Consider the following 17,363-nt stretch of genomic DNA (forward strand, 5'->3'; position numbering starts at 1 on the left):
TCAGGGCGTATCGACGATCGCCCGCAGGTTGTCGTCGATGGCCAACTGGTTGCGGCCCCGGCTCTTGGCCTGATACAGCGCCCGGTCGGCCGCTTCGAGCCAGGCGCGCAAACCGTCCGCCGATCCCGTTGCCTTCGCCAACCCAAGGCTGACGGTGGGGCATAGCCCCGGCGCGCTGCCCACTTGCAAGGTCTGCACGCCTTCGCGGATACGCTGCGCCACGATGCCGGCCGCCTCCACGTCGGTGCCGCGCAGCAGCACCGCGAACTCGTCGCCGCCCAGCCGGCCCGCGGCATCGTGACCACGGATGCTGTGGCGGATCACGTCCGCTGTCGCGCGCAGTACGTCGTCGCCGGCCGCATGGCCGTGGCGGTCGTTGATCGCCTTGAAGTGGTCGATATCGATCATCAGCAGCGTGGCCGGCTCGCCGGTCGCCGCGCATTGGTCGAGCAGCAGCGCCGCCTGTTCCTGCCAGTGCCGCCGACTGTCCAGCGCGGTCAGCGTGTCGCGCCGGCTCAGTTCGTCCAGCTGCCGGTTCTGCCGCTTCACCTTGCGCACCAGGTGGTAGCTGGCCTGGCTGACGGCGATCGAATGGATCAGCAGCATCGGCAGGCAGGCGACCATCACCGGCATGCTGGTCGCCGGCTGCATCTCGAATCCCGTGGCGACGCCGATGGCCAGCGCGCTCGCGGCCATCAGTGGCAGCGACCAGTACCAGAGACGATCGATGCCGGTGCTGATCTTGTCGACCGTGGCCAGCGTCACCAGCAGCACGCTGGGCAGCAGGTTGAAGGCCATCAAGGGAACCCACATGCCGGCCAGGATCGAGTCGACCAGCAAGTTGCGGATCTCGCCGCGGAATGGCACGGGGTGTCGCAGCGCGAGCCACAGGGCGAGCTGCGGCCACAAGACCGTGGTGAAGAACAGGAACGCCCAATGACCGATCCCCGCCTGGTTCTCCAGCAGGACCATGCCGATCGGCAGCGATGCCAAACCCATGCCGAGCATGCGCAGATGATGAATCCTGCGCGGCAGTCGTTGGGTGTGGCGCGCCGGGTCGGCGGCCGAGGGCGGTTCAGTGGACGGCATTGGCGCGTGGAGTCCCCTTGCTCATGGCGGCCATCCCCGGGTGCCGGGGGAAGGCGGAGTGTAGGTCAAAGCGTGACGGCGGGCACGCTGCAGAGCCATGTCCGCCAGAGCGGCCGCGGGCACGGATTCTTGAGTCGCTGGACGATAATCCGTGGTCCCTCACGCCCGTTCCCTGGATGTCCAAGCCCTGGCTTTCCACTGATCGCACCTTCCGGCAGGTTCCGGCCCGCCTGGCCGCGGTGACGGCGATGACCGGTGCTGCGGTGTTCCTTGCCGTGGCGGGATCGCTGCAACTGGTGCGCGGCGACCTGGACTGGCAACGGGCCACGCTGAGCCAGTACCTGCTCGGACCGTGGGGGCTGCTGCTGCGCATCACCTACTGCATGCTGGCTGCGGCCATCGTGGTGCTCGCGCTCGGGTTGCATGCGCAGTTGTCCGAGAAGGCACGCAGTGCGGCGCCACTGCTGCTGTTCTGCATCGGCGGCGTCGCGCTGGCGGGTGTCGCCCCATCACGCGTGTGCGATCACGGCCTTCCTGTGTGTCACCACCGGCATGCTCCTGCAGTCCTGGCGATTCCGTCTGGACGATGCGTGGCGACGTTACTTTCCCCTGGCTGCCACATGGTCCATCGCGTGCTATGCCCTGTTGTGGCTGCACGCCTTGTGGCCGCCTGCGGGACAGGGCTGGGTGCAGAAGCTGCTGATTGCGTTGATCGTGATCGCCATGGGGCTGGCAGGGGCATGGCTCTGGCGTGCGTCTTCCCGTGCGGTGGCCGCGCAGCAGCGCTAAGCTTCGGGCATCACAACGGAGGAAATCCCATGATCCAGCGGTTCGATGTAGGCGCGCGGCTGTCCGAGATGGCTATCCACAACGGCGTGGTGTACCTGGCCGGGCAGATCGCCGAAGACGCGACGCAGGGCATCGCCGGGCAGACCCAGCAGGTGCTGGGCGAGATCGATGCGTTGCTGGCGCGTGCAGGCACCGACAAGTCGAAGATCCTGCGTGCCGAGATCTACATCAAGGACCTGCAGGATTTCGAGGCGATGAACCGCGTGTGGGATGCCTGGGTGCCGGAAGGCAATGCGCCGCCGCGCGCGACCGTGCAGGCGAACCTCGCGCGGCCGGCGTGGCTGATCGAGATCGTGGTGACCGCCGCGGTCTGATCGATGGCCGCGCGCAAGTCCGGTCCCTGGCAGCGCCCTGCACCGAAGCGGCGGGGTGGCGGTCTGAAGCTGACGCCGGCACAGGTGGAAGAAGCACGTGCCCGTGCCGCGGCGGCGGGCCGGCGCTATCCCAACCTGGTCGACAACATGCACGTGGCGGCGAAGGCGCGACGCGAGGCTGTCGAAAAAAAACCGGCGAGCGACGAAGCAGAATGACGGTGCGTGCCGCGTGAGGCCAAGCATGCACATCCCGCCGTAAATGTCTGTAATAAAACTGCTTTGAAACGCTAACCGGACTTCAACAACGCGTCGCGTATCGTGCACGCACGTTCCGCAGCCGCTGCGGCATGCACTTCCCGGGGTGCGCGCCGCAGCCCCTGCGGACGACCATTCAGGCCCTGCGATTCGCCAGCCAGTCGATCACGCCCAGCGCGGCGCGTCGGCCACTGGCGAAGCAGGCCGTCAGCAAGTAGCCACCGGTAGGCGCTTCCCAGTCGAGCATCTCGCCCGCGGCGAAAGTGCCTGGCAGGGTACGCAGCATCAGGCGCTGGTCCAATGCCTCGATCGGCACGCCACCGGCGCTGCTGATCGCTTCGCCGATGGGACGTGGACGCTGCAACCGGAAAGGAAAGCGTTTCAGCGTGCGTGCGATGCGTAGGGTGTCCGCGAGCGCCGTCTTGTCCAGCACTTCGTGGAGCAGTGCGACACGGACACCACTGACACCTGCTTCGCGCCGCAGGTGTTCGCCGAGGCTGCGCGAGCCGCGCGGCTTGCCGAGACGACGCACGAGCTCGTCTTCGTCGCGCCCGGGCAGCAGGTCCAGCACCAGCGTGGCATGGCCGTCGCGTGCGATGGCGTCGCGCAGCATCGGTGAGAGTGCGTAGACCAGGCTGCCTTCGATACCGGTGGTGGTGACGACGCACTCGCCCTGACGCTGATGCGGCATGCCGTGTTCATCGATCCAATGCGCGACGACCGGCTTGAGCGGTTCACCGGCGAAGCGCGTCGCCAGATGCTCGCTCCAGCCGATGTCGAAACCGCAGTTCGACGGTTGCAGCGGTGCGATGGCGATGCCTTTTGCCTCCAGCGATTCGACCCAGCGACCATCGGACCCCAGTTCCGGCCAGCTCCCGCCGCCCATCGCCAGCACGGTCGCGTCGTGTCGCGCGACGACATCGCCATCCGGCGCCTCGAACCGCAGCGCCCCTTCGTCCGTCCAGCCGCGCCATCGGTGCTGGACATGGAAGCGGACGCCCTGTTCGCGCAGCCGCTTCACCCAGCCGCGCAGCAGCGGCGCCGCTTTCAGGTCGGTGGGAAACACGCGCCCCGACGTGCCGACGAAAGTCTCCACACCGAGGCCGCGCGCCCACGCGCGCAGGGCATCGGCGTCGAAGTCGCGCAGCCACGCGGCGACCTCGTCCCGACGTTCGCGGTAGCGGGTGACGAAGACATCGAACGGATCGGAGTGGGTCAGGTTCATGCCGCCCTTGCCGGCGATCAGGAACTTGCGGCCCACCGAGCCCTTGGCGTCGTACAGGTCCACCTGCAGGCCCGCGGCGCGCAGGGTTTCGGCCGCCATCAGGCCGGCGGGACCGCCGCCGATGACGGCGATGGTGCGTGCAGGAGCAGGGGATTCGGAGTGTTGCACAGGCATCGGCATAGTATGCCGCGCCCGTCCGCTGCTTCCGGCATGCGCGGTGTGCGCCTGCCATGCGGTATGGTCGCGCAGCACTCACGACATGGGACACACGATGCGTTCGAACCTGCCGGCGACCATGGGTCGCGCGCTCTGGCTGCTCTGCCTGTTCGCCTCCACGGCTGCCGCGAAGGACGCTGCTGCGCCGCCCGCGCTGCAGGACATCGACGCGTATGTCGAATCGGTCCGTGAAGCCTTCGACGTGCCCGGCATCGCGGTGGCGGTGGTCAAGGACGGCGAGGTGGTGCTGGCCAGGGGCTGGGGCGAACGCGAGATGGGCAAGGCGGCGCGGGTCGACGCGCACACCATGTTCGCCATCGCCTCCAACACCAAGGCCTTCACCGCCGCGTCGCTGTCGATGCTGGCCGACGAGGGCAAGCTGGCGCTGGAGGATCGCGTGATCGACCACTTGCCGTGGTTCCGCATGGCCGATCCCTACGTCACCCGCGAGATGCGCATCCGTGACCTGCTGGTCCACCGCAGCGGCCTGGGCCTGGGCGCGGGCGACCTGCTGTTCTGGCCCACGACCACCTACAGCAACCGCGAAGTCGCCGAGCGCCTGCGCGATGTCCCGCTGACGGGTGGCTTCCGCGAGCGCTACGCCTACGACAACATCCTGTACGGCGTCGCGCAGCTGGTCGTCGAGCAGGCCAGCGGGCAGTCGTACGACCAGTTCCTGCGCACGCGCTTCTTCCAGCCGCTGGGCATGCGCGAGACGCGCTACAACAGCGATACGCTGAAAGCAGGGGACAACGTCGCCACCGGCCATGCCAAGGCGGATTTCACCACGCTGCAGCCAGCACCACGGATGACGTGGCGCAATGTCGCCGGTGCGGGCGGGATCTATTCCAGCGTGTCGGACATGGCGAAGTGGATGAACGCGCAACTCGCCGGCGGAACCTATCGCGACGCGAACGGCCGCGAGCAGGCGTTGTTCACGCCGGCGCGGCAGAAGGCGATGTGGTCGCTGGTCACGCCGATCCCGATTGCCGAGCCGAAGATCGACGCGTTGAAGGCGGCGAAGCCGAATTTCCTCGGCTATGGCGAGGGCTGGATGGTCTCCGACTTCCAGGGGAGCAAACTGGTGTGGCATACCGGCGGCTGGCCGGGCATGGTGTCGCGGGTGACGCTGGTGCCGGAACAGAAGCTGGGCATCGTGGTGTTGACCAACCAGGAAGTCGGCGCGGCGTTCAACGCCGTGACGATGAAGGTACTGGATGCCTATCTTGCGAACAGCGGCACCGACTGGCTGGCCGCCTACCGGGCGCAGGTGGCGCAGTCCAAGGACAACGCCGACGGACACTGGAAGAAGCTGCTGGCCGCGCGCGATGCAGACGCGAAGCCCTCGCGGCCGCTGGCGAAGTACGCCGGCACGCTGCGCGACCCATGGTACGGCGACGTGATGGTGACGCAGGAAGGCAACGGTCTGGTCCTGCGTTTCAGCCGCACGCCGGAACTGGTCGGCGACCTGCAACCGTGGCAGCACGATACCTTCGTGGTCCGCTGGCGCGAGCGCTGGCTCAACGCGGATGCGTTCCTGACCTATTCGCTGAAGCCGGATGGCGGCATCCGCGAGGCGCGGATGGAGGCGATCTCGCCGCTGACCGACTTCAGCTTCGACTTCCACGATCTGCGGCTGGCGCCGGTGGAGTAGAGCGGTGTCGTGATAGCTGACGTGGGAGCGACGTCAGTCGCGATGGAAGCAGCGCGGTGTATTGGTCGTCCGGCGTGCCTCCTGGCCCGCCGGAAGCTCGCGACTGACGTCGCTCCCACAACGGCGGTCGCTCCTACAGACAGCACAACCTCACTCGTGCGGCTTGACGTCGATCAGTTCGACGTCGAATACCAGCGAGGCGTTCGGCGGGATGACGCCGCCGGCGCCGCTGCTGCCGTAGCCGAGGTCGGCGGGGCCGGCACCGAGCAGGAAGGTGAACGGCGTGCCGCGGTCGACCGAGCTGTCGAACTTCATGCCGCGCTGCTGCGGGGCGTTCTCGTCGTACAGCCAGCCGGTGTAGTGCACGCTGACATCGCTGCCGCTGGTGGCCACGGTACCGGTGCCCGCAAGCGTGTCGATGCGCTCCAGTTCGGCGACGCTGCCGCCCGGGGGCGGGCCGGCGGGTGCGCAGGCGGCGAGCAGGGTCAACGAAACAGCGAGCAGCAGGGTACGCATCGAGGACGTCATCCGGTAGACGAAAGGCGGGCAGGGTAACCCATCCGGCGCGAGTACCCTGCAGTACGCCGGGTACACTGCGCGCATGGCGAAACTTTTCCTGAACCTGCGCAACGTGCCCGGTGACGAAGCCGACGAGGTGCGCGACCTGCTGCGCACGAATGCGATCGACTTCTATGAAACCCAGCCCAGTCCGTGGGGAATCTCCGCAGGCGGGCTGTGGATCGAGGACGCAGACCAACTGGCGCGCGCGAAGACCCTGATGGCCGACTATCAGGCCACGCGCCGCAACCAGGCCCGTGCGCGTCAGGCCGCGGACGAGCGGGAAGGGCGCGCTGAGACGTTCATGGGGCTGCTGCAGGCGCGGCCGGGCTACGTCATCGGCATGCTGGCGGCGATGGTCGCGATCATCGTGCTGACGCTGGCATTGCCCTGGCTGCTGCTCTGAGGCGGATCTGGCCGGGGCACGGTAAAATCGCGTTATGGTCACCAACATCGCCGCCTACCACTTCGCGTCCATCGACGCGCCTGCCGAGTTCGCGGCGACCTTGCATGCTCGCGCCGAGGCGCTCTCGCTGCGCGGTTCCGTGCTGGTGGCGGGGGAGGGGCTGAACCTGTTCCTGGCCGGCGAAGCCGATGCCATCGAATCCTTCCTCGCACCGCTGCGCGCCGACCCGCGCTTCGCCGGGCTGCGGGTGAAATACAGCACCAGCCGGCAGATTCCGTTCGCACGGCTCAAGGTCAAGGTGAAGCCGGAGATCATCAGCTTCCGCCGTCCGGGCTCCACGCCCGAGGACGCACGGGCGCCCGTCGTCGAACCGCGCACGCTGGCCCGCTGGCTGGAGCAGGGTCACGACGACGCAGGTCGCCGCGTGGTGATGCTGGACACGCGCAATGCGCAGGAGATCCAGTACGGCACCTTCGCCGGTGCGCTGACGCTGCCGATCGACAAGTTCACCGATCTGCCGGCCGCGCTGGCACCGCATCGCGATGCCTTGAAGGATGCCACCATCGTCAGCTTCTGCACCGGCGGTATCCGCTGCGAAAAGGCTGCGCTGTGGATGCAGGCCGACGGCATGGACAACGTGCTGCAGCTGGACGACGGCATCCTGGGGTACTTCGAGCAGGTGGGCGGGTTCGGCTACGACGGTGCCTGCTTCGTGTTCGACGAGCGCGTGGCGCTGCGCCCGGACCTGAGCCCGCTGGTGGACGAGGCTGCGGACGCCGCATGAGCGGCCTGGACGCGCTGCGCTTCGACAATCGCTTCATCCGCGAACTGCCGGGCGACGAGGAGCAGGGGTTCCGTCGTCGCGAAGCGAGGGGGGCGCTGTGGTCGGCGGTCGAGCCGACGCCGGTCGCGGCACCAACGCTGCTGGCCCATTCGCGCGAGGTGGCGGCGTTGCTCGGGCTCGACGACGCCGATGTCGCGTCGCCCGCCTTCGCGCAGGTGTTCGGTGGCAATGCGCTGCTGCCGGGCATGCAGCCGTTTGCCGGCAACTACGGCGGTCACCAGTTCGGCAACTGGGCCGGGCAGCTTGGCGATGGCCGTGCCATTTCCCTTGGCGAGGCGATCAACGCGAACGGCGAGCGTTGGGAGCTGCAGCTGAAAGGCGCGGGCCCGACGCCGTACTCCCGCACGGCGGATGGTCGCGCGGTGTTGCGTTCCTCGATCCGCGAATTCCTGTGCAGCGAGGCGATGCACCACCTCGGCGTGCCGACGACGCGGGCCCTGAGCCTGGTCGGCACCGGTGAATCCGTGGTGCGCGACATGTTCTACGACGGCCATCCGATACCCGAGCCGGGCGCGGTCGTGTGCCGCGTGGCGCCGTCGTTCCTGCGCTTCGGCCACTACCAGTTGCCGGCGTCGCGCGGCGAGACGGACCTGCTGCGCACGCTGGTCGACTTCACGATCCGACGCGATTTTCCGCACCTGTCCGGTGAAGGCGAGGCGCTGTACGCCGCGTGGTTCGCCGAGGTCTGCAAGCTCACCGCGGTGATGGTGGCGCACTGGATGCGTGTCGGCTTCGTCCATGGCGTGATGAACACCGACAACATGTCGGTGCTGGGCCTGACCATCGATTACGGTCCCTACGGCTGGATCGACAACTACGATCCGGACTGGACGCCGAACACCACCGATGCGCAGGGCCGGCGCTACCGCTTCGGTTGGCAGCCGAGGGTGGCGGGCTGGAACCTGAGCCGCTTCGCGCAGGCGCTGTCGCCCTTGTTCGCTGGCGTGGACGCGCTGCAGGACGGCCTGCAATGCTTCGCCGATGCCTATGCAATTGCCGATCGCGACGGAATCGCCCGCAAGCTGGGTCTGGCGGAATGTCGCGACGACGATGTCGACCGCATGGAGGCCCTGCAGGGCCTGCTGCAGGAAGGCGAGATCGACATGACGCTGTTCTTCCGGGCGCTGGTGGATGCGGACCTGTCGGATGCGTCGCTGTCGGCGTTCGACGGGGCGTTCTACGACGCGGCAAAGCGCGACGCCGTTGCTCCCGCGTTGTGCGATTGGATGGCGGCATATGCACGTCGCCTCGAAGAAGACGTCCTCGATGCCGCTTCGCGTCGCGAACGCATGCGCCTGGCCAATCCACGCTACGTGCTGCGCAACTACCTGGCGCAGCAGGCCATCGATGCCGCCGAAGCGGGCGACTTGTCCGGCATCCACGACCTGTTGGACGTCATGCGCCGGCCGTACGACGACCAGCCGGGCAGCGAGCAGTTCGCACAGCGGCGACCGGACTGGGCGCGGCAGCGCGCCGGCTGCTCGATGCTGTCCTGCAGCTCCTGACGGCATCATGGTGGATGTGGGAGCGACGTAAGTCGCGAGCTGTTGTGCAGGTGTAACCCACATGCACGTAGTTTCGCTTTGCGCCGGTTCGCGACTGACGTCGCTCCCACAACCACAAGACGGGAGCGGTAGGATGTCCCATCTTTTGCGGAGCGCCGGCCCATGATCACCGTCCACCACCTCAACAACTCCCGTTCGCAGCGCGTGCTGTGGCTGCTGGAGGAACTGGGCCTGGACTACACGGTGGTCCGCTACCAGCGCGACGCGAAGACGATGCTGGCGCCGCCGGAGCTGAAGAAGATCCATCCGCTCGGCAAGTCGCCGGTGATGGTCGATGGCGAACACGTACTGGCCGAATCCGGTGCCGTGCTCGAGTACCTCGTGGAGCGTTACGACGCCGCACGCCGGTTCGCGCCGTCACCGGGGACGGCGGAGCACCTGCGCTACCGCTATTGGCTGCACTACGCAGAAGGCTCGGCGATGCCGCCGATGCTGCTGAGCCTGGTGTTCTCGCGCCTGAAGAAGGCGCCCATGCCGTTCTTCGCCCGCCCGATCGCGCGCGGCATCGCCGACAAGGCGATGAAGACCTTCGTCGGTCCGCAGGTGAGGTTGCACCTGGACTACATGGAACGCGAACTCGGCAAGGCGGCGTGGTTCGCGGGCGAGCAGTTCAGCGCGGCCGATATCCAGATGAGCTTCCCGGTGGAAGCGGCAGCGGTCCGCGCGGGACTCGGGAACTATCCGAACCTCGCCGGATTTCTCGCGCATATCCACGCGCGTCCCGCTTACCAGCGGGCGCTGGAGCAAGGGGGGGCGTTCGACCTGCTGGGCTGAGCGGGATACAGCGTCCCGCGACGGGCGGTGGAATCCACGGCGCCATGTCCCCATGACGATGTCATCGTCATCGCCGGTACTCCCATGATTCCCTATTCGCTCCTCGACCTGGCCCCCGTCTGCGAAGGCAGCGACACCACCCAGGCCTTCGTCCACATGCGGGACCTCGCGCAGCATGCCGAACGCTGGGGTTACACGCGCTACTGGCTGGCCGAGCACCACAACATGCCGGGCATCGCCAGTGCGGCGACCGCGGTGCTGATCGGACACGTCGCAGGCGCGACCTCGACCATCCGCGTCGGTTCCGGCGGCATCATGCTGCCGAACCATTCACCGCTGCAGGTGGCCGAACAGTTCGGCACGCTGGCGTCGCTGTATCCCGGTCGCATCGATCTGGGTCTGGGCCGCGCGCCCGGCACCGACCAGCCCACGGCGCGCGCGCTGCGCCGCTACTTCGACAGTTCCGAGCAGTTCCCGCAGGACGTGCAGGAGTTGCTGCGCTACTTCGAACCGGTGCAGGAAGGGCAGGCGGTGCGCGCCGTGCCGGGCGCCGGACTCGACGTGCCGGTGTGGTTGCTGGGCTCCAGCCTGTTCGGTGCGCAGCTGTCGGCCGCCCTCGGTTTGCCGTATGCGTTCGCCTCGCACTTCGCGCCTGATGCGATGGACCAGGCGCTGCTGCTGTACCACCGCGATTTCCGTCCGTCGAAACGGTTGGCGAAGCCGCACGCGATGCTGGCGTTGAACGTGGTGGCGGCAGAGACCGACGAGGAAGCCCGCCATCTGTTCACCACCCAGCAGCAGGCCTTCGTCAACCTGCGTCGCGGCCGTGCCGGGCTGGTGCCGCCGCCGATCGACGATATCGAAGCGTTCTGGCAGCCGCACGAGAAAGCGGGCGTCGCGCAGGCGCTGGCCTGTGCCGTTGTCGGCAATCCCGACACCGTGCGCAAGGGCATTGCCGCGTTCATCGAGCGGCATCGGCCGGACGAACTGATGCTGACCGCCAACATCTTCGACCACGCCAAGCGCCTGCGTTCGTTCGAGATTGCCGCCGACGTCATGCGGTCGTAGGGCGGGCCGTGGCCCGCCGTCGCACGCTGTGGAACACGGTGCGTCGAGTCTCCCGATCATTAACCGCGTGAGCGGATGCGGCACGATGGTGGGCCAAGGCCCACCCTACGAAGTGCCTCTTTGACTGAAGGGAACGCGCTCGTAGAGTTTGCGTTCACCACTGCGCGGATCGTCCTGCAAGCCGCTGTCGTCGTCGAACACCATCGTCTGCCGCTGCGGCAGGGTGTAGGGCGACCACGACGGGCTGGCCGCGTGGTTCGGGTCGCCGTGACGGGCGAGGGCGATCAATGCGTTGCTCATACGCGCCGCCATCGTGCGGGCGCGCGCATCGGTACCGGTCTTCGAGCCTTCGGCGCCGGTGTTGTCGAACACCAGCGGGATGTCTAGCGTGTGGAAGGCGCGCAGCCGTCCGCCGTCTGCCGGCGAGCGCCAGTCGAGTTGGTAGACCCATGCGGGCGATCCCTGTCGTGCGCGTTCCTCGGCTTCGATGATGGCGCCGCGCCACGAGCGCCCCGCGGTGGTGGCCGCGAAAAAGACGTCCGACGGGGTGTACTCCGGATACAGTCGGCGGTACTCGGTGATCACCACATCCGGCGACAGGTCCACATACTGCTGCTCGCGGAGCTTGTGCGGCAGTTGCTCCCACGTGAGGATGAAGTTCGCTTCGTCGTTGCCCAGGAAGGCGCGCGTTTCGTCGCGCGTGTTGCCGATGACCATCGGGATGCGTGCGGACTGCGCAGGTGCGTCCGGGTAGAAGGGGTGGCGACGCAGGCTGCGCGAGTCCAGCACAGGACCGAAGTAGAGCGACGTGTTCTCCGCGCGCGACGGATCGCGGACCCGCGTGGCGTCGAGCAGACGCGCCATCGGCATCTTCAGCAACACATCGATGGCATTCGGTTCAAGACCGAGTTCGGCCAGGAGCAGCGTGCTGCGCTGCGTCGCCGCGCGCGGTCCGGCGGCGGTCACCTGCTGGCCGCTCATCGTCATCGCCTTGTGGAACAGGCCGTCGGCCTCCGGCATCGCCATCAAGGTTGCGATCTTCGCGCCACCGCCTGATTGACCGAACACGGTGACATTGCCGGCATCGCCGCCGAACTCGTGCGCGTGCTCGCGCACCCAGCGCAGCGCGTCGATCAGGTCGAGCTGGCCGATGTTGCCCGCGTCCAGCAGGCGTTCGTCGCCGGTGTCTCCCAGGTAGAGATAGCCGAACGCATTGAGCCGGTGGTTGACGGTGATCACGACGACATCGCCGCGGCGGCACAGGTTCACGCCGTCGTAGAGCGGGTGCGATCCCGAGCCGTTGTTGTAGCCACCGCCGTGGATGTAGAACAGGATCGGTCGCTTGCCGCCATCGCGCAGGGCAGGGGCGTAGACATTGAGGAACAGGCAGTCCTCGCTGACGGCCTGGCCATCGGCATCGCCGCGCTGTGGGGCGGAGGCGCCGAAGCGGACCGCGTCGCGCACGCCGGTCCAGGCGGTTTCGCGCAGCGCACGCTGGAAGCGTCGCGTGCCGGTGTCGGCGCCGTAAGGCACGCCGCGGAAGACGTGCACGCCACGGTCGACGATGCCGGCAATGCGGCCGCTGCGGGTCGTCGCGGAAACCGGGCTGCGTGCGGCGGCGGTGGCGGGCAGCGCCGTCGCCAGGGTGGCGAGCGCCGACGTGCCGACCAGCTGCCGCAGGAAGCGGCGCCGCGACGTTTCGGTGGAGGCAGTCATGGACACCTTCGGATGACACCGGTTTCCAAAGGCTAGCAAAGGCGGCCCTGGCAGGAACGCCGCAGTGCGTCAGGCCGCCATGCCAGCCGCGTGGCCGGAGGCCCAGGCCCACTGGAAGTTGTAGCCGCCCAGCCAGCCGGTGACGTCGAGCACTTCGCCGACAAAGAACAGGCCCGGCATGTGCTTCGACATCATCGTGCTGCTCGACACGCCGTCGGTGTCCACGCCGCCCAGCGTGACCTCGGCCGTGCGGTAACCCTCGGTGCCGCTGGCGACGAGCGGCCAGTCGGCCAGCAGCGCGGCGACGTCCTTCAGTTGCGGGGCGTTGAACTGTTTCATCGGCCGGTTGGGCAGCCAGACCTCGCACAGGCGCTGGGCGAACCGGCGCGGCAGTGCGTCGGACAGGACGGTCTTCAGTTCGGCATCGGGGCGCTGCTTCTGCTGGGACTGCAGCCAGTCCAGCGCATCGCGGTCGGGCAGCAGGTCCAGCCGCAGGTCGTCGCCGGGCTGCCAGTACGACGAGATCTGCAGGATCGACGGCCCGCTGACGCCGCGGTGGGTCAGCAGCATGAAGTTGCGGAAACGCGCCTTGCCGCAGCGGGCTTCGACGGGGAGCGCCACGCCGCTCAGGTCCGCCAGCCGTTCCTGATGCTTGCCGCTCAGCGTCAACGGCACCAGACCGGCGCGCGTCGGCAACACGTCATGGCCGAACTGGCGCGCCAGCTCGTAGCCGACGCCGGTGGCGCCCATGCTGGGAATCGACAGCCCGCCGGTGGCGATGACGAGCGAGGGTGCGGCGAAACGGCCGAGCGCCGTCTCCAGCCGGAACACGCCCTCGGCCTGCTCGACCTTGTGTACGCCGCAGCCGGTCTCGATACGCACGCCGGCGGCCAGGCATTCGTCCACCAGCAGCTTCACGATGAGCTTGGACGAGACATCGCAGAACAGCTGGCCGAGTTCCTTCTCGTGGTAGGCGATGCGGTGGCGCTCGACCAGTTCGGTGAAATCCGCGGGCGTGTAGCGCGCCAGCGCCGATTTGCAGAAATGCGGGTTGGCGGACAGGAAGTTGGCGGGCGTGGTGCCGGTATTGGTGAAATTGCAGCGCCCGCCACCGGACATCAGGATCTTCTTGCCCACCTTGTTGGCGTGCTCCACCACCAGCACGCGCAGGCCACGCTGGCCGGCGGTCAGCGCGGTCATCAGGCCCGCGGCGCCACCGCCGATGACCAGCACGTCATGGGTGGGCAGCATGCGATCAGGCGGCCCGGGCGAGACCTGCCTGGCGGATGGTCGGCGCGATGGCGACCATCTGGTCGTCGGTCAGCCACTGCATCTCGCCGTCCTGGATCATGACGCTGAAGCGCATGCTGCGCACCATCAGGGCGGTGATCGCGTCCACCGCGTCGGGGGCGATGTCGAGCACGGTCAGGTTGCGGTGGCGCGCCAGCAGCGCCCCGTTCTTGTCCCACCAGAGGTCGGCGGCGCGACCGCCATAGTTGACGACGATCACCTCGTTGGCCCGCCCGCAGGCTTTGCGGATGCGGGATTCGTCCGGCTGGCCCAGGTCGATCCACTGCTCGATCAGTCCCGTGTAGTCCTTGCGCCACAGGTCCGGTTCTTCGTCATTGCTCAGTCCCTTGCCGAATTCCAGGCGGTCGTCGGCGAACAGGGCGAACGCCAGTACGCGGACCATCAGCCGCTCATCGGTTTCCGAGGGGTGCTGGGCCAGGGTCAGGCCGTGCGTGCCGTAATAATGCCGGTCCATGTCGCTGATCTGCAGTTCGGCTTTGACGACAGTGGACTTGAGCGCCATGGCGAGGGGTTCGGCAAAAGGGGCGCCATCATACGCCGGCGGCGCGAGGAGGCCAGGCGGCGCGCTGCAACCGGTTACAGGATGGTCCTCAGTGACCCCTGTTCAGCTTTCATGTGAAAGGGATTCGCTTTTACGTGAAAAGCCCGGTAGAGTGCGCGGCACTGTGCTTGCCAGGGTCACCGTGAATCGTGAGCCTGATGCGGTAGATACATCTGCTACATCTTCCCGCTTTACCAACGCCTGCAAACCCAGTCCCGTCCCGGCCATCGCCGGGGTTGTGGTCCTTTCATCCATGTTTCAGGAGTTAGTAAAGATGTCAGATCGTCAGACTGGTACCGTCAAGTGGTTCAACGACGCCAAGGGCTTCGGCTTCATCACCCCGCAGAGCGGCCCGGACCTGTTCGTGCACTTCCGCTCGATCCAGGGCAATGGCTTCAAGTCGCTGAAGGAAGGCCAGGCGGTCTCCTTCGTCGCCGTGCAGGGCCAGAAGGGCATGCAGGCCGACCAGGTGCAGCCGCTGTAATCCAGCGCTGAACCCGACGGTTCAAGAAAACGCCGGTGCGCAAGCGCCGGCGTTTTTGTTTGCGCGCCTTACAGCGTACGTACGCGGAAGCTGCGGCCCTTGATCTTGCCAGCGTTGAGGCGCAACAGCGCGAGGCCGGCCTTCTCACGGGCGACGGCCACGTAGGTGCGGGTGGCGAAGACGTTGATCTTGCCGATGGCCGCCGCCGACAGGCCGGCGTCGCCGGTCAGCGCGCCCAGCACGTCGCCGGGCCGCAGCTTGTCGGTCTTGCCGGCGTCGATGCGCAGCGTCGTCATCGCGGCCGGCGGTGCGGCGTGCGCCTTGGGTGCGGACGGCGCGCTGCGATCCCATAGCAGGGGCGCGCCCATCCGTTCCTCGATCGCGCTGGCGCGTGGCAGCTCACGTGGAGTGCACAGGCTGATCGCCAGACCATCGCGACCGGCACGACCGGTGCGGCCGATGCGATGCACGTAGGTGTCGGCGTCGCTGGGCATGTCGTAGTTGACGACAAGCGCCAGGTCTTCGATGTCCAGACCGCGTGCCGCCACATCGCTGGCGACCAGCACGTTGCAGCTGCGGTTGGCGAAACGCACCAGTACCTCGTCGCGGTCGCGCTGCTCCATGTCGCCATGCAGGGCAAGGGCGGAGAAACCGAAGTGCTGCAGCGAGACGGCGACTTCGTCCACGTCCTTGCGCATGTTGCAGAACACCACGCTGGACTCGACGCGATGCTGCGCAAGCAGGCCGGCAAGTGCGGTCTGCTTGCGGGCGGGATCGACCTGCAGGAAGCGCTGTTCGATCACCGCCTGTTCCTGCGGTGCGTCGACGGTGACCTCCAGCGGGTCGTGCAACGTGGTGCGGGCGATCGCGCGGATGGCATCGGTGAAGGTGGCGGAGAACAGCAGGCTCTGGCGGTCCTTCGGGGTCCTGCCGGTGATCTCGCGGATCGGCTCCTCGAAGCCCATGTCGAGCATGCGGTCGGCTTCGTCCAGCACCAGCGTGCGCACGCCGCCCAGGTGCAAGGCCTTCTTGCGCAGCAGTTCCTGTATGCGCCCGGGCGTGCCGACCACCACGTGCGGGTCGTGCGCCTCCAGCGATCGCAACTGCGGCTCCAGCGGCATGCCGCCGCACAGCGTCAGCACCTTCAGGTTGGGCAGGCCGACCGCCAGCTTGCGCAGCTGCTGCGCCACCTGGTCGGCCAGTTCGCGTGTCGGGCACAGCACCAGCGCCTGAGTGCGTACCGTCGCGATGTCCAGTTTGTGCAGCAGGCCCAGGCCGAACGCGGCGGTCTTGCCGCTGCCGGTCGGCGCCTGCGCGATGACGTCGCGCCCGTCGAGGATGGCGGGCAGGCTGTGGGCCTGGATCGGGGTGGGTCGGGTGTAGCCGAGCGCCTGGACGCCCTGCTGCAGGCCGGGCGCCAGCGGGAGAGAAGTGAAATCGTGCATGCGGCATTTTCGCAGATCGGCGCCGCCGCTGCCCGGACCGGCTACTGCAGGTCGGGGAAATCCTCGTCCGGCAGCGCGATGAAGGCCCAGAACGGCACCTCGTCCGCGGCCCACGACTGCGAGGCCTCGTCGAGGATATCGAGCAGGGTGTCGAAATCAGCTTCGGTGCGGTCACGCAGCTCGTGGGCCTGTTCGAAGAGCAGCACGTAGCCGGATGCCTCCAGCCAGGACAGATCGCGCAGGCTGTCGGACAGCGCGTCCCAGTTGCGGCCCGAGGTCTGCGGGAAGTCCAGCACGGTGGCGATGCGCAGCAGCAGCGCGGACTTGCTGTCGCAACCGGACAGGTCGATACGGCGCGCGAGCAGGCCGGCATCGCGACCGACCGCGGACAACGGACCCAAGTCGTCCTCGGTGACGAAGAACACGCCTGCGCGCGCGGGATCGGCGAGGCCGGGATCGAAGCCGGACTCGCTCATGGGGCGTCTCCGCCGCCGATCTCGAACCGGCGGAAACTCCCGTAATGATCGTCGGTGTAGTAATACTCGCGCGGTGGCTGGCCGCCGGTGACGATGCGCCGCGCGCCGCGGTGACCAAGGCCCGGCGTGTCGACCGTGTACTCGCGGTAGTAGCCACGTGCTTGCCGCGGCAGCCGGCCCTCGCGGTTCTGGAAGACGCCGCCGTCCTGGCGATACGGGAACGGTCCGCCGCGCTGGATCAACGACAGTGTCTGCCGCGCCTCCGCCGGCAGGAAAGCGGGCAGGGTGTCGGCGCTCCGCGACGGAGCAGGCGCCGCGAGCGGCGCAACGTCAGGTACCTCGCCGGCGAGTTCGCCTGGACGGGTCTGCTCCACCGGAGGCAGTGCCAGCACGGCGCTGGTGTGTTTCGGATCGGGCGCCGCTTCGCTGGTGGCGACCGGTGCGGCGGGCGCATCGCTGCGCTGCGACCACCACCACGCGCCCGCGCCCAGGACGAGCAGCGCGAGGATGGCGAACAGGGGGAGGCGTTGGCGGCTCTGGCGGCGTGCGCGGGAACGTCGACTCATGCGGGCA

The 17,363-nt window shown here is 67.8% G+C and carries 18 protein-coding genes; 9 read left to right on the top strand and 9 right to left on the bottom strand.

Annotated elements, in window-relative coordinates:
- Positions 1–1,089: a diguanylate cyclase gene (locus AX730_RS09425; protein ID WP_062355280.1), complete on the bottom strand. Its 1,089-nt coding sequence runs from the start codon at positions 1,087–1,089 to the stop codon at positions 1–3.
- 818 nt (positions 1,090–1,907) lie between these two features.
- On the opposite strand from AX730_RS09425, the gene AX730_RS09435 reads away from it, so the two are divergent.
- Positions 1,908–2,252: a RidA family protein gene (locus AX730_RS09435; protein ID WP_062355287.1), complete on the top strand. Its 345-nt coding sequence runs from the start codon at positions 1,908–1,910 to the stop codon at positions 2,250–2,252.
- A 3-nt stretch (positions 2,253–2,255) separates the two neighbouring features.
- Positions 2,256–2,468: a hypothetical protein gene (locus AX730_RS09440; RefSeq protein ID WP_062355290.1), complete on the top strand. Its 213-nt coding sequence runs from the start codon at positions 2,256–2,258 to the stop codon at positions 2,466–2,468.
- Between the two features lie 175 nt (positions 2,469–2,643).
- Here the strand turns inward: AX730_RS09440 and AX730_RS09445 are convergent, their stop codons facing one another.
- Positions 2,644–3,906, bottom strand: a complete 1,263-nt coding sequence (locus AX730_RS09445) for a TIGR03862 family flavoprotein (RefSeq protein ID WP_062355410.1) — start codon at positions 3,904–3,906, stop codon at positions 2,644–2,646.
- A 97-nt stretch (positions 3,907–4,003) separates the two neighbouring features.
- Here AX730_RS09445 and AX730_RS09450 point away from each other — a divergent pair, with 97 nt between their 5' ends.
- Complete coding sequence (locus AX730_RS09450) at positions 4,004–5,602, top strand: serine hydrolase (protein ID WP_407071484.1); 1,599 nt, start codon at positions 4,004–4,006, stop codon at positions 5,600–5,602.
- 150 nt (positions 5,603–5,752) lie between these two features.
- On the opposite strand, the gene AX730_RS09455 is transcribed toward AX730_RS09450, so the two are convergent.
- Positions 5,753–6,118, bottom strand: a complete 366-nt coding sequence (locus tag AX730_RS09455) for an FKBP-type peptidyl-prolyl cis-trans isomerase (protein ID WP_062355418.1) — start codon at positions 6,116–6,118, stop codon at positions 5,753–5,755.
- A gap of 85 nt (positions 6,119–6,203) precedes the next feature.
- Here AX730_RS09455 and AX730_RS09460 point away from each other — a divergent pair, with 85 nt between their 5' ends.
- From AX730_RS09460 to AX730_RS09480, 5 genes are all read left to right on the top strand, one after another.
- Entirely contained in the window at positions 6,204–6,566 is a 363-nt protein-coding gene (locus tag AX730_RS09460) for a DUF6164 family protein (protein ID WP_062355293.1), read from the top strand.
- A 34-nt stretch (positions 6,567–6,600) separates the two neighbouring features.
- Entirely contained in the window at positions 6,601–7,350 is a 750-nt protein-coding gene (locus tag AX730_RS09465) for a sulfurtransferase (protein ID WP_062355296.1), read from the top strand.
- A gap of 5 nt (positions 7,351–7,355) precedes the next feature.
- Positions 7,356–8,915, top strand: a complete 1,560-nt coding sequence (locus AX730_RS09470; protein WP_157074187.1) for a protein adenylyltransferase SelO — start codon at positions 7,356–7,358, stop codon at positions 8,913–8,915.
- Positions 8,916–9,077: 162 nt separating this feature from the next.
- Entirely contained in the window at positions 9,078–9,749 is a 672-nt protein-coding gene (locus AX730_RS09475; RefSeq protein WP_062355301.1) for a glutathione S-transferase, read from the top strand.
- A gap of 84 nt (positions 9,750–9,833) precedes the next feature.
- Positions 9,834–10,817 (top strand): LLM class flavin-dependent oxidoreductase, encoded by a 984-nt coding sequence (locus tag AX730_RS09480; protein WP_062355304.1) that lies wholly within the window; start codon positions 9,834–9,836, stop codon positions 10,815–10,817.
- 105 nt (positions 10,818–10,922) lie between these two features.
- Here AX730_RS09480 and AX730_RS09485 read toward each other — a convergent pair whose 3' ends face one another.
- From AX730_RS09485 to AX730_RS09495, 3 genes are all read right to left on the bottom strand, one after another.
- Entirely contained in the window at positions 10,923–12,533 is a 1,611-nt protein-coding gene (locus AX730_RS09485) for a carboxylesterase/lipase family protein (protein ID WP_062355307.1), read from the bottom strand.
- 69 nt (positions 12,534–12,602) lie between these two features.
- The gene (locus AX730_RS09490) at positions 12,603–13,784 is read right to left on the bottom strand and encodes a BaiN/RdsA family NAD(P)/FAD-dependent oxidoreductase (protein WP_062355309.1); all 1,182 of its coding nucleotides are present in this window, start codon (positions 13,782–13,784) and stop codon (positions 12,603–12,605) included.
- Between the two features lie 4 nt (positions 13,785–13,788).
- A complete protein-coding gene (locus tag AX730_RS09495; protein ID WP_062355313.1) occupies positions 13,789–14,346 on the bottom strand; it encodes a YaeQ family protein in 558 nt (185 codons plus the stop codon).
- A gap of 313 nt (positions 14,347–14,659) precedes the next feature.
- On the opposite strand from AX730_RS09495, the gene AX730_RS09500 reads away from it, so the two are divergent.
- Positions 14,660–14,869 (top strand): cold-shock protein, encoded by a 210-nt coding sequence (locus AX730_RS09500; protein ID WP_055942770.1) that lies wholly within the window; start codon positions 14,660–14,662, stop codon positions 14,867–14,869.
- A gap of 68 nt (positions 14,870–14,937) precedes the next feature.
- Here the strand turns inward: AX730_RS09500 and dbpA are convergent, their stop codons facing one another.
- Genes dbpA through AX730_RS09515 form a run of 3 tightly spaced genes read right to left on the bottom strand, consistent with a single transcriptional unit; the run spans position 14,938 to position 17,356 of the window.
- Positions 14,938–16,314: an ATP-dependent RNA helicase DbpA gene (gene dbpA / locus AX730_RS09505; RefSeq protein ID WP_062355316.1), complete on the bottom strand. Its 1,377-nt coding sequence runs from the start codon at positions 16,312–16,314 to the stop codon at positions 14,938–14,940.
- A gap of 41 nt (positions 16,315–16,355) precedes the next feature.
- A complete protein-coding gene (locus AX730_RS09510; protein WP_062355319.1) occupies positions 16,356–16,790 on the bottom strand; it encodes a barstar family protein in 435 nt (144 codons plus the stop codon).
- Positions 16,787–17,356, bottom strand: a complete 570-nt coding sequence (locus AX730_RS09515) for a guanyl-specific ribonuclease (RefSeq protein ID WP_083537828.1) — start codon at positions 17,354–17,356, stop codon at positions 16,787–16,789. The genes AX730_RS09510 and AX730_RS09515 overlap by 4 nt, the downstream gene beginning before the upstream one ends.
- Positions 17,357–17,363: the final 7 nt, after the last annotated feature.

The organism is Pseudoxanthomonas mexicana (assembly GCF_001556105.1).
Taxonomy (GTDB): Bacteria; Pseudomonadota; Gammaproteobacteria; order Xanthomonadales; family Xanthomonadaceae; genus Pseudoxanthomonas_A; species Pseudoxanthomonas_A mexicana_A.